Here is a 24,965-nt window from a genome sequence, read left to right on the forward strand (position 1 = left end):
TGTGAAATGTTTTCTTTTCCGCTATGGACCCGGGAGAAAAACATGCCCCCACTGTACCCACGAGAAGGCGCATCTCCCAGCGCCTGCAACAATAAGAGACAGAGTCTATGAACCGTCGCCGCCGAATCTATGAAGGCAAGGCCAAGATCCTTTATGAGGGCCCGGAGCCAGGCACGCTGATCCAGTTCTTCAAGGACGATGCAACGGCTTTCAACAAGAAGAAGCATGACGTCATCGACGGCAAGGGTGTGCTGAACAACCGGATTTCCGAGTACATCTTCACGCACCTGAATCGCATCGGCATCCCGACCCACTTCATCCGCCGCCTGAACATGCGCGAGCAGTTGATCAAGGAAGTCGAGATCATCCCGCTCGAGATCGTCGTGCGCAATGTTGCGGCCGGCTCGCTCTCCAAGCGCCTCGGCATCGAGGAAGGCACGGTCCTGCCGCGCTCGATCATTGAGTTCTATTACAAGGCGGATGCGCTGGATGACCCTATGGTCTCCGAAGAACACATCACCGCCTTTGGCTGGGCAAGCCCGCAGGAGCTGGACGATGTCATGGCGCTCGCCATTCGCGTCAACGACTTCCTGACCGGCCTGTTCCTCGGCGTCGGTATCCAGCTGGTCGATTTCAAGATCGAGTGCGGACGACTGTTCGAGGGCGACATGATGCGGATCATCCTGGCCGACGAAATCTCGCCGGACAGCTGCCGTCTCTGGGACGTCGAGACCAAGGAAAAGATGGACAAGGACCGTTTCCGCCGCGACATGGGCGGTCTGGTCGAGGCCTATCAGGAAGTCGCCCGCCGTCTCGGCATCATGAATGAGAACGAGCCGCCACGCGGCACCGGTCCGGTTCTGGTCAAGTAAGCTGCCAGAATCTGCCGGCATCGAGTTTCGAGGAAAACGAAAAGTGATCACCGCACGCGTAACCGTAACGCTGAAGAACGGCGTTCTCGACCCGCAGGGCAAGGCAATCGAAGGCGCTCTCGGCGCCCTCGGCTTCCAAGGCATCGGCCAGGTTCGCCAGGGCAAGGTATTCGACCTCACGGTCGACACCGACGACCGCGCGAAAGCCGAATCCGATGTAAAAGCCATGTGCGATAAGCTGTTGGCAAACACCGTGATCGAGAACTATACTATCTCTCTCGACTGAAGGTTGTGGGAGGGTGGCATGACGAACGTCACAAACGAACTGATGTATGAGCTCCTGAAACGGATGAATGGCGACATATCGCACATCAGAAATTCCGTGACGGAGTTGAAGAGCGAGATGCAGAGCATGCGTGGCACGCTCGTTTCGGTTCAGCAGGACATTCACAACATCTACGGCGTCCTTGGACGCCACGAGACCCGTCTCGATCGCATTGAAAACCGCCTCGAGCTGCGTGAGCTTGCCGAGGCACAGGCAAGGTTCGATCCGCACCCATGAAGTCCGCCGTCGTTCAGCTCCCCGGTCTCAACCGTGACCGTGACATGATCACCGCCCTCACCATGATCTCCGGCAAGCCGCCGGTCACCATCTGGCAGACGGAAACCGAAATCCCGGATGTCGATCTGATCGTCATCCCCGGCGGTTTTTCCTATGGCGATTACCTTCGCTGCGGCGCCATTGCCGCCCGCATGCCCGTCATGCAGGCGATCAAGGCCAAGGCTGAACAGGGCGTCCGCGTGCTCGGCGTCTGCAACGGTTTCCAGATTCTGGTCGAAGCCGGTCTGCTGCCGGGCGCGCTCATGCGCAACGCCTCGCTGAAGTTCGTCTGCAAGGAGATCAAGCTCGAGGTCGTCAACGCTTCGACGGACTTCACCCGCGCTTACGCGGAAGGGCAGATCATCCGCTGCCCGGTCGCCCATCACGACGGCAACTACTTTGCCGATGCCGAAACGTTGAAGGAGATCGAGGGCAATAGCCAGGTCGTCTTCCGCTACGCCGGCGGCACGAACCCCAACGGCTCGATGAACGACATTGCTGCCGTGACCAACGCTCGCGGCAATGTTCTCGGCATGATGCCGCATCCGGAAAATCTGATCGAAGCCGCTCATGGCGGCTCTGACGGTCGCGCTCTCTTCGCCTCCGCGCTCGACGTCATCGCGGCCTGATTACCGGCCGCGATTCTTTCCGACACAGCGTCCGGCTTATCGGCCCAGACCGAGATCCGGCCCCATATCGAGATCCAGCGATGAATCCTGCCTGCCTGTCCTCCATCGCTGCCGCCATCGCGGCTCTCCTGACCGGCTGCCAGTCGGCACCGGAGCCAGCGCCCGTCCGTAATGTCGCGGCACTGCCGACGATGGAACGTATCGCGCTCAGCGCCAATGCGTGCTGGTTCAAGTCGGGCGATGCAGCCTTCAAGTCCTATCGTCTGGCGCCGGAACTCAACTCCTTCTCCGGCCGCCCGCGCATCCTGCTCGTCAAGCGCAACAATCCCGAAGCCCGTCCGCTTGCCGTCATCCAGGCGGAAGGCCACCCGGCCAAGGTCGATGCCTTCGGCCCGCTGTTCAGCGAGCCGGTCGGCACACGCATGACAGGCGACATCAAGCGCTGGATGGCAGGCGAAAAAGGCTGCTGATCCCCACCCCTCCGTCTCACTGCCGCGTTCGCATTGTCACGCTCCGCGTCGAGGACGCTGCGCGTGCCCGCCGATGAGCATCCATTCGCCTGTTGTCTGACCGGACACGGGAGTGCGGCACCTACTCGATGAAGGTAGACTTGCTGAGCTCAAGACGAACCTCCCACCGCGTCAGACCGATGTCGTTCAACTGATCATCCGTCAGATCCCTGAGCACGAGCCGTCCCGCGCGCTTCATACGCCAATCGGCGAGCCTTTCCCTCATTCGACCGAAGAAGCCGAGCCTGTTCGGCACCGGCAGCGAAAGCATGTCGCCACTCGACCGGAACAAACGCTCGCGCTCGAATCCATCCGGATAGATTGTTCCAATTGTATCACTGTACCGACTGACAGACATTTCCATTGCTCCTACGTTAGACAATCCAGCGCGTAGACAATCCGTACAATTGACAAATACAATTGGGCAATGTCATTATTGTTACCATGACAAATTGGCTTCCTGACCTCTCGGCCGGCGACGGACCGCTCTATCTCAAGCTCGCGCAGGCCATCGAGGCGGCGATCGACAGCGGTGCTCTGCCGCCCGGCGATAGGCTGCCGGCGCAGCGAAATCTCGCTTTTGATATCGGCGTGACCTTGGGCACCGTCAGCCGCGCTTATGCGCTCGTGCACGAACGCGGGCTTGTGGCCGGTGAAGTCGGGCGCGGCACATATGTCCGCGAGCGAAAGGCCGGCACGGACACGGCTTCCGAATCCATGAAATCGCTGGGCGGCACGCGTCCGTTCGAGGCGCCGACAGGCAAGCTGCGTTTCGATGCGACGGGAGCGTCGCATGTCGGGCAAGCGGCCGTGATCCAGGAGACCCTCACGCAGATCGTAGCGGATCATCCGACGGAAGTTGCCGATTACACACGCGCGGGACCGGTCCATTGGCAGGAGGCAGGCGCCGCTTGGATGGCGCGCGCCGGCTGGGTGCCGGGTGCCGAAGGCATCGTCGTCACGCAGGGCGCCCACGCCGCCATCGTCTCCGTCGTTACTGCGGTCACGGCACCGGGAGACCGCATCCTTTTCGAGAACATGACATACAGTCAGGTTGCCCGCGCGTTGAGCCTTATGGGGCGGCGCATTCTTGCCGGTGAAACCGATGAGCAGGGCCTTGTCCCTGAGGATTTCGAGCGCATCTGCCAGCAACAGCATCCATCCGTCGTCTTTCTGATGCCGACACTGCAAAACCCTACTCTGGCCGCCATGGACCGCACCCGACGTCAGGCGATTGCCGCCATCGCGCGCAGGCACAATATTCTCATGATAGAGGACGACATCTACGGCGTTCTGACGAACGATACCCAGCCCATGCTCGCAGCCCTTGCACCGGAGCGGACCTTCGTCGTGTCCGGCCTGTCGAAGTCCGTCGCACCCGGCGTTCGCGGTGGCTGGGTCTCCTGCCCGCCTCACTTTGCTGCCCGCGTGAGGATCGCTCACAAGATGCTGACCGGAGGCACCGCCTTCCTGCTGGCGGAATGCGCGGCAAGGCTGGTACTATCAGGGCAGGCGAAATCGATCCGCAGCCGCGTCATTGCGGAACTGGAAGCCCGGGAAGCGTTCGCCCGCGAGATCCTCAGTGGTCACGATTTCCGCTCCCTCCCCCAGATCCCCTTCCTCTGGCTGCAATTGCCCGAGCCCTGGCTGTCGGGCACATTCAAGGCTGCGGCGTTTGAGGCCGGCGTGATGATCGATGGCGAGGACGAGTTCAGGGCGGGACGCTCCGACAAGGTCCACCACCGGGTCCGCATCGCCTTTTCCAATCACAGCCGGGAGGATGTCCGCCGCGGCTTCCACCTGCTGAGAAACGTTCTGGATGGAGGTCTTGCCGGCTATGACAGCGACAGTTGAAGCAAGGCAATTGCCGGCTTGGAGGGTTTGAAGGTAAGCCTCCGGCAAGACAGGCCTGCTTCAGTCCGCGCACGACCTTCGTAAGCGTGGACATTCAAATGATACCTGCCGGCAAGACCCAGCGAGAGCCGAGACGTCACCCCGTGGCGCTGGCCTGTCTCCTTCTCGTCGGCGGGCAGATCGGACTTGCATCGCCCGTTTTCGCCGGTGACCGCACGTTCGATGAACTGCGCTTTGGCGCGACTGCGTCTGTTGCGGATGGCAATCTCCACGAGGACGGCGCCTTTCCCTCGGCAACTCTGTTTTTCGATCCCTTCGATCGCGGAACCGCAACAGGATGGCGCGATGCGCTGGCGCGACCACGCGTCCATGTCGGCGGGGAGATCGGCACAGGCGATGGCGCCGACATGGCGTTCGCCGGCCTCAACTGGACCTTCGACGTCAGCCCCAAGATCTTTCTCGATGCCGGCTTTGGTGGCCTCGTGCATGATGGCAATCTCGATGGGCCACGCAAAGATGGACCCCGCCTCGGCTGCCGGCTTCTCTTTCACGAATATGCCGCTGTCGGCTATCGCCTCGATGAAAAGTGGAGCCTTGTCGGTCAAGTGGAACATGCATCCCATGCCAAGCTTTGCGACGGTCCGAACGACGGCTTCACGCGAACCGGCCTGATGGTCGGCTATCGGTTCTAAAAAACAGATTCCCCCTCGATTTCGCATCATTCACAAGGCATTTTCCTGTCGCGCGACGGGCGGGCTTCGGCTAAGAACCGCCCAACGTCTCAGGGAACCTGCACATGGCCATCTCAAATGCCCGCCCGATCACGCCGGACCTCATCGCCTCCCACGGCCTGAAGCCGGATGAATACCAGCGTATCCTGGATCTGATCGGCCGTGAGCCGAGCTTTACCGAACTCGGCATCTTCTCGGCCATGTGGAACGAGCACTGCTCGTACAAGTCCTCGAAGAAGTGGCTGAAGACGCTGCCGACCAAGGGTCCGCGCGTTATTCAAGGCCCGGGCGAAAATGCGGGCGTGGTGGATATCGATGATGGCGACTGCGTCGTCTTCAAGATGGAAAGCCACAATCACCCCTCTTTCATCGAGCCCTATCAGGGCGCGGCAACCGGCGTCGGCGGCATCCTGCGCGATGTCTTCACCATGGGTGCAAGACCGATCGCAGCCATGAACGCGCTGCGCTTTGGCGCGCCGGATCATCCCAAGACCCGCCACCTCGTTTCCGGCGTCGTCGCCGGCGTCGGCGGTTACGGCAATTCCTTCGGCGTTCCCACGGTTGGCGGCGAAGTCGAATTCGACGCCCGCTACAACGGCAACATCCTCGTGAACGCTTTCGCGGCGGGCCTCGCCAAGACGGATGCGATCTTCCTGTCGGAAGCCAAAGGCGTCGGCCTTCCGGTCGTCTATCTCGGCGCGAAGACCGGCCGCGACGGCGTCGGCGGTGCCACGATGGCGTCTGCCGAATTCGACGAATCGATCGAGGAGAAGCGTCCGACCGTGCAGGTCGGCGACCCCTTCACCGAAAAATGCCTGCTGGAGGCTTGCCTCGAATTGATGAAGACGGGTGCTGTCATTGCCATTCAGGACATGGGTGCCGCCGGCCTCACCTGCTCGGCCGTGGAGATGGGCGCCAAGGGCGACCTCGGCATCGAGCTGATCCTCGATCAGGTACCGGTGCGCGAAGAGCGCATGACGGCCTATGAGATGATGCTGTCGGAAAGCCAGGAGCGCATGCTCATGGTTCTCGAACCCTCCAAGGAAGAGGTCGCCAAGGCGATCTTCGTCAAATGGGGGCTCGATTTCGCCATCGTCGGCAAAACGACGGATGACCTTCGCTTCCGCGTTCTCCATCAGGGCGAGGAAGTCGCCAACCTGCCGATCAAGGAACTTGGCGACGAAGCTCCGGAATATGATCGCCCGTGGACACCGGCAAAAGTACCGGCTCCCCTCGCGGCGGACGACATTCCCCAGGCGGATATTGCGGACGCGCTGCTGAAACTCGTCGGTTCTCCGAACAACGCGTCGCGCCGCTGGGTCTATGAGCAGTACGATACGCTGATCCAGGGCAACTCGCTGCAGCTGCCGGGCGGGGATGCCGGCGTCGTGCGCGTCGAGGGACATGCCACCAAGGCGCTCGCCTTCTCCTCCGACGTCACGCCGCGTTATGTCGAAGCCGATGCCTTCGAAGGCGGCAAGCAGGCCGTTGCAGAATGCTGGCGCAACATGACCGCGACCGGCGCTCTGCCGCTGGCCGCCACCGACAACCTGAATTTCGGCAACCCGGAAAAGCCGGAGATCATGAGCCAGCTGGTTCACGCCATCAAGGGCATCGGCGAGGCCTGCCTCGCGCTCGATTTCCCGATCGTCTCGGGCAATGTCTCCCTTTACAACGAGACGCATGGCCAGGCGATTCTGCCGACCCCGACCATCGCCGGCGTCGGGCTCATCGATGACTGGTCGAAGATGGCCCGTATCCGCTTTGCGGCGGAAGGACAGACGATCCTGCTGATCGGCGCACCGGCCGAACTCGGCACACACCTCGCCCAGTCGGTCTACATGCGCGACATCCACGGTCGCACCGACGGCCCGCCGCCGCATGTCGACCTCGCACTGGAACGCAAGTCCGGCGACTTCGTCCGCGAACTCATTCGCGATCGCCTCGTCACATCCGTACATGACTGCTCGTCCGGTGGTCTGGCTCTCGCCATTGCGGAGATGGCAATCGCCTCCGACATCGGGGCAACGATTGATCCGGTCACAGGCCGCGACCCCATTCCCGTTTTCTTCGGCGAGGATCAGGCTCGCTACGTCGTCACGGTCAAGACGGACGACGTCGAGGAAATCCAGAACATCGCCGAACTCCGCGGCGTTTACGCTCCCGTCATCGGCAAGACGGGCGGCGCAACCGTCACACTCGGCTCTGCCCGTCCCGTTCCGATCGAGAGATTGCAAAAGGCGTATGAATCGTGGTTCCCTGACTTCATGTCCGGCGAATTGCCCGCGACCGAGTAAGACCACGGAATGAACCGGATCCCGGCTGAAGGGGTTAACCGGTACGGGAACAAGGAGGACACCGCATGGCGATGAAACCGGGCGACATCGAAGACATGATCAAGACCGGTATTCCCGGTGCTCAGGTGACCATCCGCGATCTTGCGGGCGATGGCGATCACTACGCGGCCGAGGTCGTCGCGGAAGCCTTCCGCGGCAAGAGCCGGGTGCAGCAGCACCAGATGGTCTACAACGCGCTTCAGGGAAACATGGGCGGCGTGCTCCACGCCCTCGCCCTCCAGACCTCGGTTCCGGAGTAAGCATATGGCCGGTCTGTTCAGGATGCTGGTGTCAGGCGTCGTAGACGGGGTCTTGAAAGAGATCCTGAAGAAGAGCGGCACCGGCACCACGAAGCGGACGCGTCGGCAGGCACGCACCCCGACCGGCGTGGTCACCGGACTGGTAAAGGATGCGATCATCAAGGCGGTGGCGCCGAAAAAACAAGTCAGCCGCAAGCGCACCGCTGCTGCGCGCAGCAAGCAGAAACGCGTCTGAGCCCTTTCTTCCGGCGCTATACCTTGTCCTCCGCTTCATGCGGAGGTCCCATCGTTTTTTCACGCCGCATGGGTGAAAACTGCGTTGCGGCATGCTATGTGACTGTGATCGACACCCGTCCTTGAAGCGGGACAGAGAAGGATTTCAAGCATGACCGGCATCCACGATTTCATCGACAACGAAGTGAAGACCAACGACATCGTGCTCTTCATGAAAGGCACCCCGCAGTTTCCGCAGTGCGGCTTCTCCGGACAGGTCGTACAGATCCTCGATTACCTCGGCGTCGACTACAAGGGCGTCAACATCCTGGTTGATGCGGATCTCCGTCAAGGCATCAAGGATTATTCGAACTGGCCGACGGTTCCCCAGCTCTACATCAAGGGCGAGTTCATCGGCGGCTGCGATATCGTCCGCGAGATGTTCCAGTCCGGCGAACTTCAGACGCACCTTCAGGAAAAGGGTGTCGAGGTCAAAGCCTCGGCCTGATCCGGTTTCATCTTTGAAAAATCTATCCCCGGCCGTGCGCCGGGGTCATCGTTTCTGCACTTTGCCTAGAGATCGCCGATAACTGCGTATATGACGAATTATGCACAGTATATCGTCACGAGGCTGTTGCCCGATTGTGCTACCGAAGCGGTGGACATCGCGATATGGTTGCTTCGGTTTGCGAATCACGCGTTGGCCCTGCCCCGGACAAACCTGCCGGGATAGTTGCGACGCCTCCCATCATTGCCGGCTTCCGGCAGATTTCGTTGAAAAACGCCATAGGCCAGTGATCTCGCGATCAGCTGACACCTGTGGCTGAACGTCCGACCGACATGCGGAGCGACCGTATGCAGCCGTCGGACCGCCTGCCGCGTAGCGGCGGGATGGAAGGACTTTTGAGAATGACGTCCACCACAGAGCCCGCTGTCAACAAACCCGCGATCGCCATGCCGTTGTCGAAGGGTCAGTTCATCGCCATCATGGCGATGCTGATGTCGATCAACGCCCTGTCAATCGACATGATGCTGCCGGGCCTCCAGGAGATCGGGCAGAGCCTCGGCGTTGCTGACGAGAATAGCCGCCAGTTTGTGATTACCTCCTACCTGATCGGCATGGGTAGCGCCCAGCTCTTCTTCGGGCCGCTCTCCGACCGGTTCGGACGCAAGATGCCGCTGATCGGCGGGCTGGTGATCTATGCGCTCTGCGCTTTCGCCATCGTCTTCGTGCCAAGCTTCGGCGCGCTGCTCGCACTTCGCTTCGTACAGGGTCTCGGCGCTGCCGCCACCCGCGTCATCAGCGTCTCCATCGTCCGCGATATCTATGGCGGGCGCATGATGGCAGAGGTCATGTCCCTCGTCATGATGGTCTTCATGGTCGTCCCGGTCATCGCGCCGAGCATCGGTCAGCTGGTCATGCTCTTTGCCGAATGGCATATGATCTTCCTCGTCATCTCCATCTATGCCTTCTTTGCAACGGTGCTCGTCGTTCTCTATCTGCCGGAAACGCTGGGCACGGAGCGCCGTCGCCCGTTCACCATCAAGGGCATCGCCGCCTCCTTTGCCATCGTTCTTGGCAACCGTACGGCGCTTTGTTATGCGCTCGCGATCTCCTTCATCTTCGGCGCGCTGTTCGGCTTCATCAATTCGGCACAGCAGGTCATGGTCGGCGTCTTCGGCCTCGGTCATTACTTTCCCTTGGTCTTCGCCTGTTTCGCCGGCCTCATGGCGGTGGCGTCCTTTGTCAATTCGCGCCTCGTCGGCCGCTATGGCATGCACCGGGTCTCCCACATCGCGCTTCTGCTGTTCGTGGCGGCCAGCGCCGTGTGGGCTCTGTTCTCCGCTGCCGGCTTCCTGCCGTTCTGGCTTTTCGCGATCCTCTACGGGAGCGCCATGTTCCAGTTCGGCCTGATCGGCGCGAACTTCAATGCCATGGCCATGGAGCCGCTCGGCCATGTCGCGGGCACCGCATCCTCCGTCATCGGCTTCATGCAAACCATCGGCGGCGCACTCATCGGCGCCATGATCGGGCAGGCTTTCGATGGTACGGTTACGCCACTGGCCTTCGGCTTTCTCTCTGTCGCCATTATCGGTCTTTTCTTCGTCCTGCTGGCAGAGCGCGGGCGCCTTTTCTCGTCAGATCAACACAACCCAGCCGGCTGAGCCTTAACGCCTCATAGATCGAGATCCGTATGTCCACTTCTCCCCAGCCTCCTCTGCCACAAGGCTCGCAACGCATCGGGCTCGGCTTCCGCGAGTTCGTCGTCACCATCGCCCTGATGACGGCGAGCATCGCCATCGCCATTGACAGCATGCTCCCGGCCCTGCCGCATATCGCCAGCTCGCTCAACGTGCCCAACCCGAATGATGCGCAGCTGGTCATCGCCGTGTACTTCTTCGGCTTCGGCTTCGCTCAGCTCGTGTTCGGCAGCCTCGCCGATGCCTTCGGCCGTCGTGCGATCCTGTTGCTCGGCCTCGCCATCTTCACGGTCACGACCTTCGCCGCTGCTTGGACGGAGAGTTTCACCGCCCTGCTCGCCTTCCGCTTCGCGCAAGGGGTCGGCGGCGCCGCCATCCGCATCACCACGACAGCAATAACGCGCGATTGCTTCGATGGCCGCGAGATGGCGCGGGTCATGTCCTACATCATGATCGTCTTCATGCTGGTGCCGATCCTTGCGCCGTCGTTCGGCCAGGCCGTACTGACCTATGCGGACTGGCATTGGATCTTCTTGCTACTCGGCGTCATCGGCGCCATCCTGTTCGTCTGGGCCGGCATGCGCATGCGCGAGTCCCTGCCGGTGCACGAGCGTCTGCCGCTTTCGGTCGCGGCCATCTCGGGCGGCTTTCGCACGGTCCTGACCAACCGCATCACCTGCGGCTACATGCTCGGCCTCACGCTGTTCTCTGCCGTCATCTGCACCTTCATCGTCTCCGTGCAGCAGATCTTCGGAACGGTCTACGGGCTTGGGGACTGGCTGCCCATCGCCTTTGCCGGCACAGGCTCCGGCATCGCGGTGGCAAACTTCATGAATGGTTATTTCGTGCGCCGCTTCGGCATGCGCCGCATTTCTCATGCCTGCATGATCGCCTTCACGGCGCTCGGACTGCTTGCCAGCGGCGTCGCGCTGATCGGCACACCCTCCTTCCTCTTCACCTATCTGATGCTGAGCGTCATGCTGATGTTCTTCGCCGTCATCGCCACGAATTTCACCGCCATCTGCCTCGAGCCCATGGGTCATATCGCAGGGACGGCAACCGCCGTGACTGGCTTCGTTTCCACGACAGGCGGCGCCATCCTCGGCGGCATGATCGGGCAAATGTTCGACGGCACGGTCCGCCCGTTCTTCATCGGCTTCGCGCTCTTCGGCATCTTCACGATCCTCGCCGTGCTCTGGGCCGAACGCGGCCAGCTCTTTACCCATCCCGGCGACGAGCCGGAGATGGAGCCCGGCATGGGCGGCCACTGATACGTTCCACTATCCAAGAATCAGAAAGGGCAGCCAGTGGCTGCCCTTCTCTTATCAAACCATGTCGCCGGTCCTCAGATCGTGAAAACCTGCTCCCGCAGCAGGTGCCAGCTCGCTTCGTCTGAGGCGACCAGCAGGCCGCCGTCGAGATGCTGCGGTTGGTAGCGGGAGCCATCGAACCGTCGGACATAGGCGCCGGCCTCCTCGGCGATCAGGCAACCCGCCAGATGGTCCCAGGGCATCAGCTTCTGGTACATGAGGAAGTGGAAGTGCCCGGACGAAAAGGCGCGATACTCATGCGCCGCGCAACGGTAGCTGGTCGCAATTCGCACGCTTGCCATGTTGCCCATGATGGTGCGGCGCGCTTCCGGCGGATAGAAGCCGGTGGACGCGCAGCCGACCAGATCCTCAAGTGTCGTCGGCGCGGGGGTCACCGAGAGCTGGTCCTGCGATCCATCCGCACGGCATGCCCAGGCACCGGCACCTTTTTCGGCGATCACCCAGTCATTGCCCATCGGATCGTAGATGATCCCGGCGATCGTTTCCCCGCCGGAAACCACGCTCGCCATGACGCCGAACAGCGGCATGCCCGCAGCATAGTTGAACGTGCCATCGATCGGATCGACGATCACGGCAAGGTCGGCACCTGCAAGCTTGTCCAACAAAGCGGGATCGGCCGCGACGGATTCTTCGCCGATGAACAGGGCACCGGGAACGACATCGTTGATGCGCGCCTTGATCAGGCGCTCCGCCGCTTCGTCGGCCTCGGTGACGAGATCGATCGCCTCCGTCTTCATCCTGACATCCCCGCTGGAGAGATTGCGGAAACGCGGCATGATTTCGATCGCGGCGGCCTCCTGCAGCAGGTTGGCCAGTCCGGCAATGTCGATCTCGCGGGTCATGAAGAGGGCTCCGATGTCTTTGGTTGGGATGGCTCGGGTTGCTTGCTCGCTGCCTGCGTCGTCAGCGCGTGGAAGTCGAAAAGCTTGGGGTCGAGCAGGTGTGACGGGTTGGCGTGGCCAAGGGCGCGCAGCATCGTGTCCTTGCGGCCGGGCATGCGTGTCTCGATGTCGGCAAGCATCGCCTTCATCGCATTGCGCTCCAGCCCGTCTTGAGAGCCGCAGAGATCGCAGGGGATGATGGGGAACTGCATGGCTGCGGCAAACTTCGTAAGATCGTCTTCCGCGGCATAGGCCAGCGGCCTGAGAACCGTCAGGTCGCCCTCGTCATTGACGAGCTTCGCAGGCATCGTCGCCAGCCGCCCGCCATGAAAGAAATTCATGAAGAACGTTTCGAGGATATCTTCGCGATGATGGCCGAGGACGAGAGCGTCACAACCCTCCTCGCGGGCGATCCGGTACAGGTTGCCGCGCCGCAGACGCGAACAGAGCGCACAATACGTGCCGCCCGCGGGCACCTTCTCCTTCACGATCGAATAGGTATCGCGATACTCGATGCGATGGCGAACGCCAATGGACGTCAGGTACTCCGGCAGGACGTGCTTTGGAAAGTTCGGCTGTCCCTGGTCGAGATTGCAGGCAATCAGTTCGACCGGCAGCAGGCCCCGCCATTGCAGGTCGATGAGCAGCGCAAGCAGGCCGTAGCTGTCCTTCCCGCCGGACACCCCGATCAGCCAGCGCTTCTGGCCGTTCAGCATCCCGAAATCGTCAATCGCCTGGCGAACATTGCGCAGCAGCCGCTTGCGCAGCTTGTTGAAGCTGACGCTGTCCGGCATGCCACGGAAGATGGCCGGCAGATCGGCCGGTGCTTCCTCGCGATGCAAGCTCTCGGCAGTCTCGTTGTTGAGCATGGAATCAGGTGTCATCGACGGGCTTTCCGGCAGAGGCTTTTCGGCAGGAGGCCGACAGGCGCGCGGATGTGTTTGGATGGCCTGCCATGCCCGCCCGACGTGTCAAGATCAAGACAAATCGACCCTTGTCACACTCTATGCGCCAAAAACGGACCATCCGGTTCGGTTTGCCAGCATCTCCAGCGCCACCGAGCCCAACTGGGAATTGCCGTTCTCGTTCAGGCCCGGCGACCAGACGGCAACGGCCGCCTTGCCGGGGGCCACCGCCATAATGCCGCCACCGACGCCGCTCTTGCCGGGCAGACCCACATGATAGGCGAAGTCGCCGGAGCCGTCGTAATGGCCGCAGGTCAGCATCAGCGCGTTGATGCGGCGCGCCCTCTGGCGCGACACGATGGAATGCCCACTGCCCGGCTGCTGCCCGTTATTGGCGAGGAAGAGGCCGGCCCTGGCAAGCTGCACGCAGGTCATCGCGATGGCGCAGTGATGGAAGTAGACGCCGAGCACATGCTCAACGGGATGATCGAGCTTGCCGAAGGACCGCATGAAATTGGCAAGCGCCGCATTGCGGAACCCGGTCGCGGCTTCCGATTTCGCCACCTGCGGATCGATCGAAATATCCTCGTCATCGGCGAGCATTCGCATGAACCGGAGGATCTCGCCGATCACCTCGCGCGGCGTGTGACCGGCGAGAATGAGATCGCTGATGGTGATGGCACCGGCATTGATGAAGGGGTTTCGTGGCTTGCCGCCCTCGTGTTCCAGCTGCACGATCGAGTTGAACGCCGATCCCGACGGCTCGCGCCCCACCCGCTTCCACAGCCTTTCCCCATGCTTGCCCAGCGCAAGCGTCAGGGTGAAGACCTTGGAAATGCTCTGGATCGAAAACGGCACAGCGGCATCGCCGACAGAAAAAACCTGCCCGTCGACGGTGACGATCGCCATGCCGAATTTCTTGGGATCTATGCGCGCAAGCTGCGGAATGTAGTCCGCAACCTTCCCCTCGCCGCGCCGCGGCTCGATGGCCGCGTAGATGTCGTCGAGCACTGATTGGAGATCGAGATGTTCCGTATCCGACATGGGTCCTCACGTCGTTTGCTACCGCATCTTTCACATGAAAAAAGCCGCCCCGAATGGAGCGGCTTTTTCCGGAATGTGCAAGGCCGAAGCCTGCGCAAATGCTTATCGCGAATAGAATTCGACGACGAGGTTCGGTTCCATGATGACGGCGTAAGGCACGTCGGCAAGGAACGGGATGCGTGCGAAGGTCGCAACCATCTTGTTATGATCGACTTCGATGTAGTCGGGCACGTCACGCTCTGCGAGGCTGACAGCTTCGAGAACGGAAACAAGCTGCTTGGACTTTTCGCGAACTTCGATCACGTCGCCGACCTTGCAGCGATAGGAACCGATGTTGACGCGAACGCCGTTGACCGTGACGTGACCATGGTTGACGAACTGACGCGCGGCAAACGGCGTCGGTACGAACTTGGCGCGGTACACGATCGCGTCGAGACGCGATTCGAGCAGACCGATCAGGTTCTCCGAGGTGTCACCCTTGCGGCGGTTGGCTTCGTCGTAGATCGCACGGAACTGCTTCTCGCGGATGTCGCCGTAGTAGCCCTTGAGCTTCTGCTTGGCGCGCAGCTGGACACCGAAGTCCGAAAGCTTGGACTTACGACGCTGGCCGTGCTGGCCGGGACCGTATTCGCGGCGGTTCACCGGGGACTTCGGACGACCCCAGATGTTCTCGCCCATACGGCGGTCGATTTTGTACTTGGACGATTCGCGCTTGCTCATCGCATTTCCTTTCAGAACGTTGCACCCACCTGTTTCCAGGAAGGATGAAGGAAACACGCCCTCCTCTGAACCGCTTGCGCCGTTCTGACAGGCATCTCACATTACGCTAACGGAGACACCACGGGACATGTCAAATAAAACACCGGGCTTTGCAGCCCGGCGTTGTCGCGGTGTTTAGGGTGATGTTTGCAAATTGTCAACACGAGAGCACAGACCAGCGACATATCATTGTATGAACGCTATTCCGCCGCGCTCCGCTCATCCAAGTCGAGAGCGGCATTGGGATCGCCCGGCGCCGTCTCGGCATTGAGATCGGGAAATGCAACGATCCGACGCCCGGCAGCATCGCCATGCACGACGATCAGCCCCTGCTCCTCGAAATAGCCGAGCAGGCGGCGGGCGCGGCGCGCCGAATGGGTGCCATAGGCGCGCGCGATCATCAGGTCGGAGGGGCACGGCAGGCCGCGCAAGGCCGCCTGCGCAACGTTCAGGAACACACCTTGCAAATCTTCCGTCACCTGGCGCGATAGATCGAGGGCCGTCTTCCATGCGTCGCTCGCAGCGGTGCCGGCATCCACGCCGGAGCGGCTGATGGCCATCTTGCGCCGGAAGGCGGGTAGCGACAGCGCAGCACCGGGTACGCGGCGGATACGGCAACGCACGAGAAAATCCTGAAACAGTTCCGCATCGGCCCGAAAGGCGGCACCGGGATGATCGAGGATTTCCGCAAGAATCTGGTCGAGCAGGGCCTCCCGGTCGGCCGGCGGCATCTCCGGCTGCTGCGGACGCGCCTCGACCGGAGCCACAGCCTCCGGGCGGGGCCGTGAAAGTTCGGCCAGAATATCCGTCGCCGGACGCGGCGCCGGGGCGGCGCGGCGTATCAACGGCCGGGTCAGTTCGTCCGGATCGGGCGTGAAGATCAGGTCCTCCACATCCGCCACGGCCTCCGGCAGCGGCGTCAGCATCGGGCTCGTCGAACGCGCCGATGTCTCCACCGTCCCGATCGTCACCGGCAGCGGACGGCGCGACAAGGCAGGGCCCAGCGCCACGAAGGAGCCCCGTTTCAGATCACGGAACATCTCCGCCGTCCGTCGGTCCATACCCAGAAGATCGGCGGCGCGCGCCATGTCGATATCGAGAAAAGTTCGCCCCATCAGGAAGTTGGAGGCTTCTGCTGCCACGTTCTTGGCAAGTTTCGCCAGCCGCTGCGTCGCGATAACGCCGGCAAGGCCGCGCTTACGGCCGCGGCACATCAGGTTGGTCATCGCGCCGAGCGAGAGCTTGCGCACCTCTTCTGTCACGTCTCCGCCGACGGAGGGCGCAAACAGCTGCGCCTCATCCACGACAACGAGGATCGGATACCAGAATTCCCGGTCCGCATCGAACAGCGCGTTGAGAAACAGGCCGGCGGTCCGCATCTGCTGCTCGATGTCGAGCCCTTCGAGCGACAGCACGCAGGAGACGCGATGCTGGCGGATGCGCGAGGCGATCCCCACAAGCTCCGCCTCCGTCCGCTCGCCTTCCACGACGACATGGCCGAACCTGTCGGCCAGCGTCACGAAGTCTCCCTCTGGGTCGATGATGCACTGCTGGACCCAGGGTGCGGACTGCTCGAGAAGGCGGCGTAGCAGATGCGACTTGCCGGAACCGGAATTGCCCTGCACCAGAAGGCGCGTCGCCAGCAGTTCCTCGATATCGAGCGGTACGGACTTGCCGTCCATCGCCGTCCCCATGTCGATGCCGACCTTCATGAAACCCTCGTTCTCGTCTGGAGTGCCGCGCCGCCACGCCGGCAGTCTTCATGCCTATCAGAATTCACGCCGTCCCGCGCCCATCATCCGGCGCAACCCACAGCTAAAGCATGTCGCGCAAAAGTGTGCAGCGGTTTTGCGAGAACGACATGCGCCAAAACAAGGCCTTAAAGCGATGGCGAGACCGTCAGCCCGAATCCCTGCAGCAAGCGCCGCGTCGAGAAGTCGGGCGCGGCCGAGGTGAAGATGGCGGGGTCGATGCCCGTCAGCGGAATGTAGCTCTCTGGCGGCGGCACCAGCCGGCGTGCCTGCCGGGCGATGGCTTCCGCCGGATCGAGCCAGTCGACAGGCCAGGGGGCAAGTTTCCGGAAGAGATTGGCCATGAAGGGATAATGCGTGCAGGCCAGCACGACGATATCGGTGCGACGCCCCTCAACCTCCCGAAAGCAGGGCGCGATCTCTGCCAGAACGGCGGCATCCTCGACCGTTTCCCCGCGAATATAGGCTTCCGCCATCGCCGCGAGATGTTGCGAGCCGACGAGCTGCACGTCGCACTGTGCCGCGAAGGACTGGATGAGGTCACGCGTGTAGGCGCGGCTGACCGTGCCGGGGGTCGCCAGCACGGAGACCAGCCCGGAGCGCGTCCGCTCGGCTGCGGGCTTGATGGCTGGAACCGTGCCGACGAAGCGCATCTGCGGAAACGCCGCCCGCACCTCACCACCCATCAGCGTGAAGGCGGTATTGCAGGCAATGATGCAGATCTCGGGATCATGCTCGGCTATCAAACGCCCGAACAGGGCAACGATGCGCGCTGTCAGCGCGTCCAGATCTGTCCAGTCGCCATAGGGGAAGCCGGCATCATCGGCGACGTAGATGAAATGCCGCTCCGGCATCAGCACCCGCGCCTCGCGCAGCACCGTCAGTCCACCGATACCGCTGTCGAAGATGAGAACCGGTTTCATCTCAGCTCTCGCTCTCGTCCGGCGCTGGCTGCGCGACAAACCGGCCGGCGCCGCTTCGTCCATCGACAGGCGCACCCGCGCCGCGCGGCGTTTCCCGCGAGAAGCGGTCGAGCGAGGAAATGACACCGCGAATGACGCGGATTTCCGTCGCGCTGAAGCCGGGCCGCGTCAGCACCGCCCGCAGGTTGTCGACCAGCTTCGGGCGCTTGGCGAGCGGGCGGAAATAGCCTCGCGCATCGAGAGCCTCCTCCACATGGTCGAACAGACCCTGAAGATCGGTCTTCGTCGCCGGCTGCTGCGGCAGCGCCTGGAAAGACGTCTGGTCCTCCGACACCATGGACGTCTTCATCCATTCATACGACATCAGCAGAACGGCCTGCGCCAGATTGAGCGAGGCGAAAGCCGGATTGACCGGAAACGTCACGATCTCGTCGGCAAGCGCGATCTCTTCATTCGTAAGACCGGTTCGCTCCCGACCAAACAGAATGCCTGTCTTCTCGCCTTTGGCGAAACGGCCACGCAGCGTCTCCGCCGCAACGCCCGGGGCGCGAACGGGCTTATAGCCATATCGGTCGCGCGCCGTCGTCGCATAGACGAAATTGAGGTCGGCAACGGCTTCTTCCGTGGTCTCGTAAAGCTTGGCCTGATTGATGACGTGATCGGCCCGACTGGCGGCGGCCTGCGCCTTTTCGCTCGGCCAGCCATCACGCGGATTGACCAGTCGAAGCTCGGCTAACCCGAAATTCGCCATCGCCCGGGCAACCATGCCGATGTTTTCGCCAAGCTGGGGATGGACCAGAATGATCGCCGGTCCTTCCGCCAGAAGCTGGCGCTCACTGTTCGTGCCTGCCATATCGTCCTCATTCCAAGCGGTGCGGCATCCGAACGCGCACCGTCATATATCGGCGCTTCGTCGCACAGATCGTCTGGTTTTGAAAGACGCCGCCTATTGTGCGCCCTGTGCGGCGATGGCGGCGAGTTCCGCCTTCAGCGATCCCCGCTCACCGCCGCGCAGGATATCATCGATGACCGCACGCCCCTTCTCCTCGACCACGATGAAGTGGAGTTCCGCGGGCTTCCTGTCACCCGGATCTTCGAGGCAGGAAATATTGTCGAACGTCACGGCCACGTCTGTGTGCCCGGTCGCCGGCGTTGCCGGTACGATCTTCAGATCCTTCAGCGAGCAACTGTCCTGCCCGCTGACGATCGGGTCGTAATCGAGCGGCGAGTCGCCATCCTCGAAAGCGGGAAAGCGGGTCGCGTCCTTATAGACGCGCACGAAATCCTGGCTGTAGATACGGCCAAGGCGCTCGTCATCGAAATAGTCACGGGGTTCACCAACCGGATTTTCCGACCAGCCATTCTGCGCTTCCGTCATGATTTCCTTGACCGGCGCCGTGGCATCCGCAGCAAGCGCTGCCGTACCGGCGAGGGCAAAAAGGATAAAGAGAAGGGTTCGTTTCACGCGCTGCTCTCCTGATGCGGCCCCGGCTTGGTCGGCGCGGGGTTCTGTTGCGCGTCCCCCGTCTGTGGCTCCGGCTCCAGCCGCGACAGCGTCAGTGCGACCATCTCCAGACCGACGAGGGACGATTGCCGCGATAGGCGGAAATGACGGCGCTTGCGCGGCAGCGGATGACGCTTCGTTAAAAATAAAGCACCGCCCTTCGCCTCGATCCGGTCTATAGCGGCAAGCGCCTCCGCCACCAGCGGCACCATCTGTTCCGACCGCAGACCGCCGCCCTCTGTTGCCGGTGCGCCGACGAGGTGCAGAACCGAACCCTGGCGCGACGGATCGGCCGCAAGCCCGCCGGCAAAGGTGCGCGCCCAGTAGGTTGCCGTCATCAGTGTCATGAGCGTCTGCCGAACGACCCCCGGCCGGGTGACCAGCTGCCAGGACGATCCGAGCGGCCGGACGATGGACGAGAGCTCGGCATAGGCTCGTTCCAGCACCTGCGACCGGTGAATGAGATCGAAACCGCTCCGCCCCTCCGCCGCATCGGTCAACACGCGCCGCAGCGCCGTGCACCATCGCTGAAGGGCGTCGCCCGCCAGCGTTTCCGTCCGTGCCGGAAAGACCAGAAAGGCCACGGCCAGCCCCGCAAGCGAGCCGATGACCGTCTCTTCCAGCCGCAGGATCAGCACCTCCGTCGTCAGACTGCCGATGAGGCTGTAGACCAGCGCCAGCACGATCGACACGAAAAATGTCATCGCCGCATAAGAGATTGCCAGAAGATAGAAGGCGAGAAAGACGCAGATGGCGGCAAGACCGAGAAGGACCGGTGTCATCGTTTGCAGCAGACTTGCCGCCACCAGCCCGACGGCGATCCCGAAGAGCGTCCCGATGGATCTTTGCACCGCACGCATCGCCGTGTCCCCGCGAGAGCGCGTATTGGTAAAGACGAGGAACGCCGACAGCACTGCCCAGAACCAGCGCTCCCGCGAGAGCATCAGCCCGAACACCATGGCAAGCGCGGAGGCAAGCGTAATCTGGATCGCTGTGCGCACAGCCGGATCGGAGAGCGTGAAGCGCGCACGCTTCTGCCCGCGAGATCCACCGGTATCAGCCGCCTGCGTCTCCCGCGAAACATCCGGCGCCGCCATCAGCCTCTGTACCGCAACAGCAAGGCGTCGCCGGACGGCGTCCAGAGACAGGCAGGCATCGATCGTCTCTTGCAGATAGACATCATCCGGTGCCGCGCGCGCAGCGCTACGGGCCAGCCGCTCCACGCTTTCCGGCGATCCCCCGCGCAAGGCCGCAACGAGCCGCGCCGGTGGAAAAGCCTGCCGCGAGAGAACGACGAGGCTTTCCGCGGCGACATGCAGCTCGAAGAGGCAGATCGTCACGGCGATCCGGCGCGGATCATCCCGCTCCGCATCGTGTCGACCGTCTGTTTCAGGCCGCGCGGGAACGAAGCTCTCCGCCATCAGCACCGCATCCTTCAGCCGCTCCACCTGCCGGTCCATTTGCCGCCGGTCCCGTTCGTCGATCCCGCCGGTCGTCGCCGAGATCTCGGAGAGCATGCGATCGATCCGCGTTTCCACCGCCGCAACGGCCCGGCCGAGATCGACGCGCCAGTCGTCCGGCAGAACGAAGCGGCGGACACCCTGCCCGACCAGAAGCGCCGCCAATGGCCCGAATGCCGTAGCGGGCAATTCCATGACATCGGGCTTGAGATAGGCGCCGATGAAATAGGACATGAAGGCGAACATGCCGAGCGCGAAGCCGCGAGGCCCGAATGTCCTCGCATAGGCGGCCACGAAGATGAGCACGAGAAAAACGAGATCCGAGACGACCCGTGTCTCTTCGAGAAGCGCGGCAATGCAAACGACGGCGATGCACACGCCGCAACCGAGAAGCCGCGTCACGAGTTGATCACGCATCGAGGCGTCCTTGACCGACAGGCCGCTCTGGATCGACAGCGTGATAGCCAGCGCATAGGCGGCCTTCGGCAACGGGAGCACAGCGCTGTGCAGAACCGCAAGAAGGCCGACGGACAGGCAGACGCTCAGCGTCACCCGCAACCCGGTGCGCAGCCGCGAGAATGCCGGGTCGTTGGCAAGAAGCCAGTCACGCAGGGAAGAGACATCCATGATCATGCCGTAATCCACGCTCGATCCGCTGTTTTCAAACGATAAGATCGCGAAGGTCGCATAAGTTTTAACGCCCGCCGCTTTGCCTTCGCCCTTGCCAATGCTATAGCGCCAGCTATCGTCCGTTCCGCAAACGGGGCATCCGTATCGTAAAGCCCCACTCCAAGCTACGAGGCACGTTTTCATGAGCAAGATCAAGGTTGCCAATCCCGTCGTCGAACTCGACGGCGATGAGATGACCCGCATCATCTGGCAGTTCATCAAGGAAAAACTGATCCATCCCTATCTGGATATCGACCTTGAATACTACGATCTCGGAATGGAAAACCGCGACGCTACCGACGACAAGGTGACGATCGATGCGGCCAACGCCATCAAGAAGCACGGCGTCGGCGTCAAGTGCGCGACCATCACCCCGGACGAAGCCCGCGTCGAGGAATTCGGCCTGAAGAAGATGTGGAAGTCGCCGAACGGCACGATCCGCAACATTCTCGGCGGCGTCATCTTCCGCGAGCCTATCATCTGCAAGAACGTGCCGCGCCTCGTTCCCGGCTGGACCAAGCCGATCATCGTCGGCCGTCACGCCTTCGGCGACCAGTACCGCGCGACCGATTTCAAGTTCCCCGGCAAGGGCAAGCTGACGATGAAGTTCGTCGGTGATGACGGCACGGAAATCGAACATGAAGTCTATGACGCACCGGCGGCCGGCGTTGCCATGGGCATGTACAACCTCGACGAATCGATCACCGATTTCGCCCGCGCCTCTCTGAACTACGGCCTGCAGCGCGGCGTTCCCGTCTACCTGTCGACCAAGAACACCATCCTCAAGGTCTATGACGGCCGCTTCAAGGACATCTTCCAGGAGGTCTTCGAAAAGGAGTTCGAGACCAAGTTCAAGGAAGCGAAGATCTGGTACGAGCACCGCCTGATCGACGACATGGTCGCCTCCGCGCTGAAGTGGTCCGGCGGCTACGTCTGGGCCTGCAAGAACTATGACGGCGACGTCCAGTCCGACATCGTGGCCCAGGGCTTCGGCTCGCTCGGCCTGATGACCTCGGTTCTGATGACGCCGGATGGCCAGACGGTGGAAGCCGAAGCCGCGCACGGCACGGTCACACGCCACTACCGCCAGCACCAGAAGGGCGAGGAAACCTCGACCAACTCGATCGCCTCGATCTTCGCCTGGACACGCGGCCTCGCGCATCGCGCCAAGCTCGACAACAATGCCGACCTCTCGACGTTCGCGGACACGCTGGAACGCGTCTGCATCGAGACCGTCGAAGGCGGTTACATGACGAAGGATCTTGCGCTTCTCATCGGTCCGGACCAGCCCTGGCTCTCCACCACCGGCTTCCTCGACAAGATCGACGAAAACCTGCGCAAGGCGATGGCCGCCTGATCAGGCGCGAAAGCTGACGACCCGTATCGAACCCGGCTGTAAAGCCGGGTTCTTTCGTTTCGCCGCTCGGCTATATAACGTACAGCTCTCTTGCCCACGCAGATACCTCCGCGAGATACAGATGAGCACAAGGCCAGCACAGCAGACGATCCGCCCTCTCGAACCGCAGGACCGTGCGCAGTGGGAACCCATGTGGCGCGCCTACCTCGCCTTCTACGAGACGACGCTCCCAGAGGCGCAATACGACCTGACTTGGCAACGACTGCAGGAGCCAGCAGAACCCATGCATGCGCTCGGCGCCTTCGACGCCAGCGGCCACCTCTCCGGCATCGCCCACATCATTTTCCACCGATCCTGCTGGCTTCCGGAATGCACCTGCTATCTTCAGGACCTCTTCGTCGATCCCGCCAACCGGGGCTCTGGCACCGGAGCCGCTCTCATCGAAGCCACCGCCGACCTCGCCCGCGAAAAACAGGCCGGTCGCCTCTACTGGCTGACCCAAGACGACAACACCACCGCCCGCCGCCTCTACGATCGCGTTGCTGCAGCATCCGGGTTTATTCAGTACCGGAAGTCTCTGGACCAGTAACGACCGCTTCAGTGCTGCCTCCACCCGAAAAACGGGAAGCAGGTCAATATCTTCCGGATCGCCGAGAAGCCCTGGATCCTGATTTCGACCCATGTCGTCACGGCGAAACCGCAAGGAACGTCGGGGCGACAGGCTTATCATCACGGTGACCCTTTACCGATTTCCGATGCCATACGTCCTCCTGACAGAGCAACTGCCTTGTGAATTTCATTGACTGACCGTCAGTCACAGTCGTATATTGTCGTCATCCCTAATGGAGGTCGTGATGACGACACAGTCTCTCTTGCACGCACTCTTTCACTTCAAATCTCGCAGCGATGACGAGTTGCTGAACGCTTTAGCGCGCCTCCCGGATGGGACGACACAGGCCATGACCGCAGCACTGCGCATTCTCCACCACGCGCATCTCGTGGACAGCATCTTCGCGGCCAACCTTCAGGGGCAGACTCATACGTTCACGGCGAGCTGGAGAGCCGATCCACCGGCTATCGATGACCTCACGGCCGCAATACGCGAGACCGATATGTGGTATCTGGACTATACAGCCGGGATCAGCGCTTCAGACCTTGAGGAGCATGTCGATTTTACGTTTACAGATGGAAAGCCGGGGCGCATGTCCCGCGAGGAGATGCTGGCGCATGTGATCACGCACAGCGGCTATCACCGTGGCGAAGCAGGCCGGCTGATTCCGGAGATCGAAGCAACCGCAATGCGGGACATTTTCGCTGGATATCTGCACGAGGCCGAACCCGAGCGCCGCCGCACCGTCATACTCTCCTAAGCCGGGATGGATTCCAGGATTGAAATCGGAGCGAGCTTGATCAATGGCGAATCCCCCCTCCAGGCAACCCAGAACCCGTCCCCCTGAAGAACGCCGCCGGCAATTGCTGGAGGCGGCCCAGAGACTGTTTCTCGAAAAAGGCGTCGAGAGCACGTCCGTAGAAGACATCACGTCCGCTGCGATGGTTTCAAAAGGATCGTTCTATCTGCACTTCGCCTCGCGAACCGACGTGATCGAAGCGTTAAGGACTGATTTTGTCGAAAATCTCTTCGCGTCCGTGAAAGCAGACGTTGATCGGGAGCGCAAAGGCGACTGGAAATCCAGACTTATGGCATGGGTTACTGCATGCGCCCTCGGATATCTGACGACCGCGCGCTTGCATCATCTTCTCTTCACCACCGCCCCCGTACCGTCTCGGGATGGCCTGACGCGAAACATCCTGATCGACGACCTCACGGACCTCCTCAACGCCGGTTGCCGCAGTCACGCATGGGAATTGAAGGATCCGGCATTCACCTCCGTTTTCCTGTTCAACGCGCTTCATGCTGTCGTCGATCAGGGGAAATGTATGGAGAGCACGGACGAGCGCGAGGCACTTCTCGCCAATATTCGGCTGCATACAGAACAGCTCATATTCACCAAGCCGTATCCGACGGCATAACGCCTTACATCAAGATCGATGTTACAGTTGGCGATGCAGCGCTTTTCGTCACTCATATCGACGTGCATGCGTCAGCGCCATGTTTGGTACCTTCATCTGCGTCAAGCCGATCTTGTCCGGACGGAGTGTCGGCCACCGCATAT

Annotated in this window: 26 protein-coding genes and 1 pseudogene; 17 read left to right on the forward strand and 10 right to left on the reverse strand. The window is 61.8% G+C overall.

Annotated features, from left to right (window positions below; all coding sequences use genetic code 11):
* The first annotated feature begins 107 nt into the window (after positions 1-107).
* The 5 genes from purC (at position 108) to BSG19_RS00475 (ending at position 2,572) form a co-directional block, all read left to right on the forward strand.
* Positions 108-872 carry a phosphoribosylaminoimidazolesuccinocarboxamide synthase gene (gene purC, locus BSG19_RS00455; RefSeq protein WP_092983852.1) on the forward strand — a complete coding sequence of 255 codons (765 nt, stop codon included), beginning with the start codon at positions 108-110 and terminating at the stop codon, positions 870-872.
* 43 nt (positions 873-915) lie between these two features.
* Entirely contained in the window at positions 916-1,158 is a 243-nt protein-coding gene (gene purS, locus BSG19_RS00460) for a phosphoribosylformylglycinamidine synthase subunit PurS (protein ID WP_092983854.1), read from the forward strand.
* A gap of 18 nt (positions 1,159-1,176) precedes the next feature.
* On the forward strand, positions 1,177-1,434 hold the full coding sequence (locus tag BSG19_RS00465; RefSeq protein ID WP_092983856.1) for a hypothetical protein: 258 nt from the start codon (positions 1,177-1,179) through the stop codon (positions 1,432-1,434).
* Positions 1,431-2,102, forward strand: a complete 672-nt coding sequence (gene purQ, locus BSG19_RS00470) for a phosphoribosylformylglycinamidine synthase subunit PurQ (RefSeq protein WP_092983858.1) — start codon at positions 1,431-1,433, stop codon at positions 2,100-2,102. The genes BSG19_RS00465 and purQ overlap by 4 nt, the downstream gene beginning before the upstream one ends.
* An 80-nt stretch (positions 2,103-2,182) precedes the next feature.
* Positions 2,183-2,572: a hypothetical protein gene (locus BSG19_RS00475; protein ID WP_092983860.1), complete on the forward strand. Its 390-nt coding sequence runs from the start codon at positions 2,183-2,185 to the stop codon at positions 2,570-2,572.
* Between the two features lie 121 nt (positions 2,573-2,693).
* Here the strand turns inward: BSG19_RS00475 and BSG19_RS00480 are convergent, their stop codons facing one another.
* Positions 2,694-2,975 carry a DUF1127 domain-containing protein gene (locus tag BSG19_RS00480; RefSeq protein WP_244529046.1) on the reverse strand — a complete coding sequence of 94 codons (282 nt, stop codon included), beginning with the start codon at positions 2,973-2,975 and terminating at the stop codon, positions 2,694-2,696.
* A gap of 80 nt (positions 2,976-3,055) precedes the next feature.
* Between BSG19_RS00480 and BSG19_RS00485 the strand changes: the two genes are divergently transcribed.
* From BSG19_RS00485 to BSG19_RS00520, 8 genes are all read left to right on the forward strand, one after another.
* The gene (locus BSG19_RS00485) at positions 3,056-4,465 is read left to right on the forward strand and encodes an aminotransferase-like domain-containing protein (RefSeq protein ID WP_092985429.1); all 1,410 of its coding nucleotides are present in this window, start codon (positions 3,056-3,058) and stop codon (positions 4,463-4,465) included.
* A gap of 98 nt (positions 4,466-4,563) precedes the next feature.
* Positions 4,564-5,157, forward strand: coding sequence for an acyloxyacyl hydrolase (locus BSG19_RS00490; protein ID WP_092983862.1), 594 nt, complete (start codon positions 4,564-4,566; stop codon positions 5,155-5,157).
* Between the two features lie 104 nt (positions 5,158-5,261).
* The gene (purL, locus tag BSG19_RS00495; protein WP_092983864.1) at positions 5,262-7,493 is read left to right on the forward strand and encodes a phosphoribosylformylglycinamidine synthase subunit PurL; all 2,232 of its coding nucleotides are present in this window, start codon (positions 5,262-5,264) and stop codon (positions 7,491-7,493) included.
* Positions 7,494-7,558: 65 nt separating this feature from the next.
* Entirely contained in the window at positions 7,559-7,792 is a 234-nt protein-coding gene (locus BSG19_RS00500) for a BolA/IbaG family iron-sulfur metabolism protein (protein WP_062593005.1), read from the forward strand.
* Between the two features lie 4 nt (positions 7,793-7,796).
* Positions 7,797-8,027, forward strand: coding sequence for a hypothetical protein (locus BSG19_RS00505; protein ID WP_092983866.1), 231 nt, complete (start codon positions 7,797-7,799; stop codon positions 8,025-8,027).
* Positions 8,028-8,177: 150 nt separating this feature from the next.
* Entirely contained in the window at positions 8,178-8,513 is a 336-nt protein-coding gene (gene grxD, locus BSG19_RS00510) for a Grx4 family monothiol glutaredoxin (protein ID WP_092983868.1), read from the forward strand.
* Between the two features lie 401 nt (positions 8,514-8,914).
* Positions 8,915-10,171: a multidrug effflux MFS transporter gene (locus BSG19_RS00515; RefSeq protein WP_092983870.1), complete on the forward strand. Its 1,257-nt coding sequence runs from the start codon at positions 8,915-8,917 to the stop codon at positions 10,169-10,171.
* A gap of 29 nt (positions 10,172-10,200) precedes the next feature.
* Positions 10,201-11,478, forward strand: a complete 1,278-nt coding sequence (locus BSG19_RS00520; protein ID WP_092983872.1) for a multidrug effflux MFS transporter — start codon at positions 10,201-10,203, stop codon at positions 11,476-11,478.
* 74 nt (positions 11,479-11,552) lie between these two features.
* Here BSG19_RS00520 and BSG19_RS00525 read toward each other — a convergent pair whose 3' ends face one another.
* The 9 genes and pseudogenes from BSG19_RS00525 to BSG19_RS00565 form a co-directional block, all read right to left on the reverse strand.
* Positions 11,553-12,380, reverse strand: coding sequence for an inositol monophosphatase family protein (locus tag BSG19_RS00525; RefSeq protein ID WP_092983874.1), 828 nt, complete (start codon positions 12,378-12,380; stop codon positions 11,553-11,555).
* Positions 12,377-13,213: pseudogene (ttcA, locus tag BSG19_RS00530) on the reverse strand (tRNA 2-thiocytidine(32) synthetase TtcA); the annotation flags it as partial. The gene BSG19_RS00525 and the pseudogene ttcA, both read right to left, overlap by 4 nt.
* A gap of 210 nt (positions 13,214-13,423) precedes the next feature.
* On the reverse strand, positions 13,424-14,368 hold the full coding sequence (locus BSG19_RS00535; RefSeq protein WP_092983878.1) for a glutaminase: 945 nt from the start codon (positions 14,366-14,368) through the stop codon (positions 13,424-13,426).
* A gap of 102 nt (positions 14,369-14,470) precedes the next feature.
* A complete protein-coding gene (gene rpsD, locus BSG19_RS00540) occupies positions 14,471-15,088 on the reverse strand; it encodes a 30S ribosomal protein S4 (RefSeq protein ID WP_092983880.1) in 618 nt (205 codons plus the stop codon).
* Between the two features lie 239 nt (positions 15,089-15,327).
* The gene (locus tag BSG19_RS00545) at positions 15,328-16,839 is read right to left on the reverse strand and encodes a helicase HerA domain-containing protein (RefSeq protein WP_092983882.1); all 1,512 of its coding nucleotides are present in this window, start codon (positions 16,837-16,839) and stop codon (positions 15,328-15,330) included.
* 167 nt (positions 16,840-17,006) lie between these two features.
* On the reverse strand, positions 17,007-17,801 hold the full coding sequence (gene murI / locus BSG19_RS00550) for a glutamate racemase (RefSeq protein ID WP_244529047.1): 795 nt from the start codon (positions 17,799-17,801) through the stop codon (positions 17,007-17,009).
* A gap of 1 nt (position 17,802) precedes the next feature.
* Positions 17,803-18,654: an RNA methyltransferase gene (locus BSG19_RS00555; protein WP_092983886.1), complete on the reverse strand. Its 852-nt coding sequence runs from the start codon at positions 18,652-18,654 to the stop codon at positions 17,803-17,805.
* A 93-nt stretch (positions 18,655-18,747) separates the two neighbouring features.
* On the reverse strand, positions 18,748-19,266 hold the full coding sequence (locus BSG19_RS00560) for a hypothetical protein (RefSeq protein ID WP_092983888.1): 519 nt from the start codon (positions 19,264-19,266) through the stop codon (positions 18,748-18,750).
* Positions 19,263-21,398 carry an FUSC family protein gene (locus BSG19_RS00565; RefSeq protein ID WP_244529048.1) on the reverse strand — a complete coding sequence of 712 codons (2,136 nt, stop codon included), beginning with the start codon at positions 21,396-21,398 and terminating at the stop codon, positions 19,263-19,265. Before BSG19_RS00565 ends, BSG19_RS00560 begins: the two co-directional genes overlap by 4 nt.
* A 178-nt stretch (positions 21,399-21,576) precedes the next feature.
* On the opposite strand from BSG19_RS00565, the gene BSG19_RS00570 reads away from it, so the two are divergent.
* From BSG19_RS00570 to BSG19_RS00585, 4 genes are all read left to right on the forward strand, one after another.
* Positions 21,577-22,791 carry an NADP-dependent isocitrate dehydrogenase gene (locus BSG19_RS00570; RefSeq protein ID WP_092983890.1) on the forward strand — a complete coding sequence of 405 codons (1,215 nt, stop codon included), beginning with the start codon at positions 21,577-21,579 and terminating at the stop codon, positions 22,789-22,791.
* A gap of 121 nt (positions 22,792-22,912) precedes the next feature.
* A complete protein-coding gene (locus BSG19_RS00575) occupies positions 22,913-23,380 on the forward strand; it encodes a GNAT family N-acetyltransferase (RefSeq protein WP_092983892.1) in 468 nt (155 codons plus the stop codon).
* 265 nt (positions 23,381-23,645) lie between these two features.
* Positions 23,646-24,161, forward strand: a complete 516-nt coding sequence (locus BSG19_RS00580; protein WP_092983894.1) for a DinB family protein — start codon at positions 23,646-23,648, stop codon at positions 24,159-24,161.
* A gap of 43 nt (positions 24,162-24,204) precedes the next feature.
* Positions 24,205-24,822, forward strand: a complete 618-nt coding sequence (locus BSG19_RS00585; protein WP_244529049.1) for a TetR/AcrR family transcriptional regulator — start codon at positions 24,205-24,207, stop codon at positions 24,820-24,822.
* Positions 24,823-24,965: the final 143 nt, after the last annotated feature.

This window comes from Rhizobium sp. NFR03, assembly GCF_900111275.1.
Taxonomy (GTDB): Bacteria; Pseudomonadota; Alphaproteobacteria; order Rhizobiales; family Rhizobiaceae; genus Ferranicluibacter.

What these genes read in the sequence shown, in the direction of transcription:
- purC (WP_092983852.1), top strand. Translation starts at nt 108, where the DNA reads ATGAACCGTCGCCGCCGAATCTATGAAGGCAAGGCCAAGATCCTTTAT.
- BSG19_RS00465 (WP_092983856.1), top strand. Translation starts at nt 1,177, where the DNA reads ATGACGAACGTCACAAACGAACTGATGTATGAGCTCCTGAAACGGATG.
- purQ (WP_092983858.1), top strand. Translation starts at nt 1,431, where the DNA reads ATGAAGTCCGCCGTCGTTCAGCTCCCCGGTCTCAACCGTGACCGTGAC.
- BSG19_RS00475 (WP_092983860.1), top strand. Translation starts at nt 2,183, where the DNA reads ATGAATCCTGCCTGCCTGTCCTCCATCGCTGCCGCCATCGCGGCTCTC.
- BSG19_RS00480 (WP_244529046.1), bottom strand. Translation starts at nt 2,975, where the DNA reads ATGGAAATGTCTGTCAGTCGGTACAGTGATACAATTGGAACAATCTAT.
- BSG19_RS00485 (WP_092985429.1), top strand. Translation starts at nt 3,056, where the DNA reads ATGACAAATTGGCTTCCTGACCTCTCGGCCGGCGACGGACCGCTCTAT.
- BSG19_RS00490 (WP_092983862.1), top strand. Translation starts at nt 4,564, where the DNA reads ATGATACCTGCCGGCAAGACCCAGCGAGAGCCGAGACGTCACCCCGTG.
- purL (WP_092983864.1), top strand. Translation starts at nt 5,262, where the DNA reads ATGGCCATCTCAAATGCCCGCCCGATCACGCCGGACCTCATCGCCTCC.
- BSG19_RS00500 (WP_062593005.1), top strand. Translation starts at nt 7,559, where the DNA reads ATGGCGATGAAACCGGGCGACATCGAAGACATGATCAAGACCGGTATT.
- BSG19_RS00505 (WP_092983866.1), top strand. Translation starts at nt 7,797, where the DNA reads ATGGCCGGTCTGTTCAGGATGCTGGTGTCAGGCGTCGTAGACGGGGTC.
- grxD (WP_092983868.1), top strand. Translation starts at nt 8,178, where the DNA reads ATGACCGGCATCCACGATTTCATCGACAACGAAGTGAAGACCAACGAC.
- BSG19_RS00515 (WP_092983870.1), top strand. Translation starts at nt 8,915, where the DNA reads ATGACGTCCACCACAGAGCCCGCTGTCAACAAACCCGCGATCGCCATG.
- BSG19_RS00520 (WP_092983872.1), top strand. Translation starts at nt 10,201, where the DNA reads ATGTCCACTTCTCCCCAGCCTCCTCTGCCACAAGGCTCGCAACGCATC.
- BSG19_RS00525 (WP_092983874.1), bottom strand. Translation starts at nt 12,380, where the DNA reads ATGACCCGCGAGATCGACATTGCCGGACTGGCCAACCTGCTGCAGGAG.
- BSG19_RS00535 (WP_092983878.1), bottom strand. Translation starts at nt 14,368, where the DNA reads ATGTCGGATACGGAACATCTCGATCTCCAATCAGTGCTCGACGACATC.
- rpsD (WP_092983880.1), bottom strand. Translation starts at nt 15,088, where the DNA reads ATGAGCAAGCGCGAATCGTCCAAGTACAAAATCGACCGCCGTATGGGC.
- BSG19_RS00545 (WP_092983882.1), bottom strand. Translation starts at nt 16,839, where the DNA reads ATGAAGGTCGGCATCGACATGGGGACGGCGATGGACGGCAAGTCCGTA.
- murI (WP_244529047.1), bottom strand. Translation starts at nt 17,801, where the DNA reads ATGAAACCGGTTCTCATCTTCGACAGCGGTATCGGTGGACTGACGGTG.
- BSG19_RS00555 (WP_092983886.1), bottom strand. Translation starts at nt 18,654, where the DNA reads ATGGCAGGCACGAACAGTGAGCGCCAGCTTCTGGCGGAAGGACCGGCG.
- BSG19_RS00565 (WP_244529048.1), bottom strand. Translation starts at nt 21,398, where the DNA reads ATGATCATGGATGTCTCTTCCCTGCGTGACTGGCTTCTTGCCAACGAC.
- BSG19_RS00570 (WP_092983890.1), top strand. Translation starts at nt 21,577, where the DNA reads ATGAGCAAGATCAAGGTTGCCAATCCCGTCGTCGAACTCGACGGCGAT.
- BSG19_RS00575 (WP_092983892.1), top strand. Translation starts at nt 22,913, where the DNA reads ATGAGCACAAGGCCAGCACAGCAGACGATCCGCCCTCTCGAACCGCAG.
- BSG19_RS00580 (WP_092983894.1), top strand. Translation starts at nt 23,646, where the DNA reads ATGACGACACAGTCTCTCTTGCACGCACTCTTTCACTTCAAATCTCGC.
- BSG19_RS00585 (WP_244529049.1), top strand. Translation starts at nt 24,205, where the DNA reads ATGGCGAATCCCCCCTCCAGGCAACCCAGAACCCGTCCCCCTGAAGAA.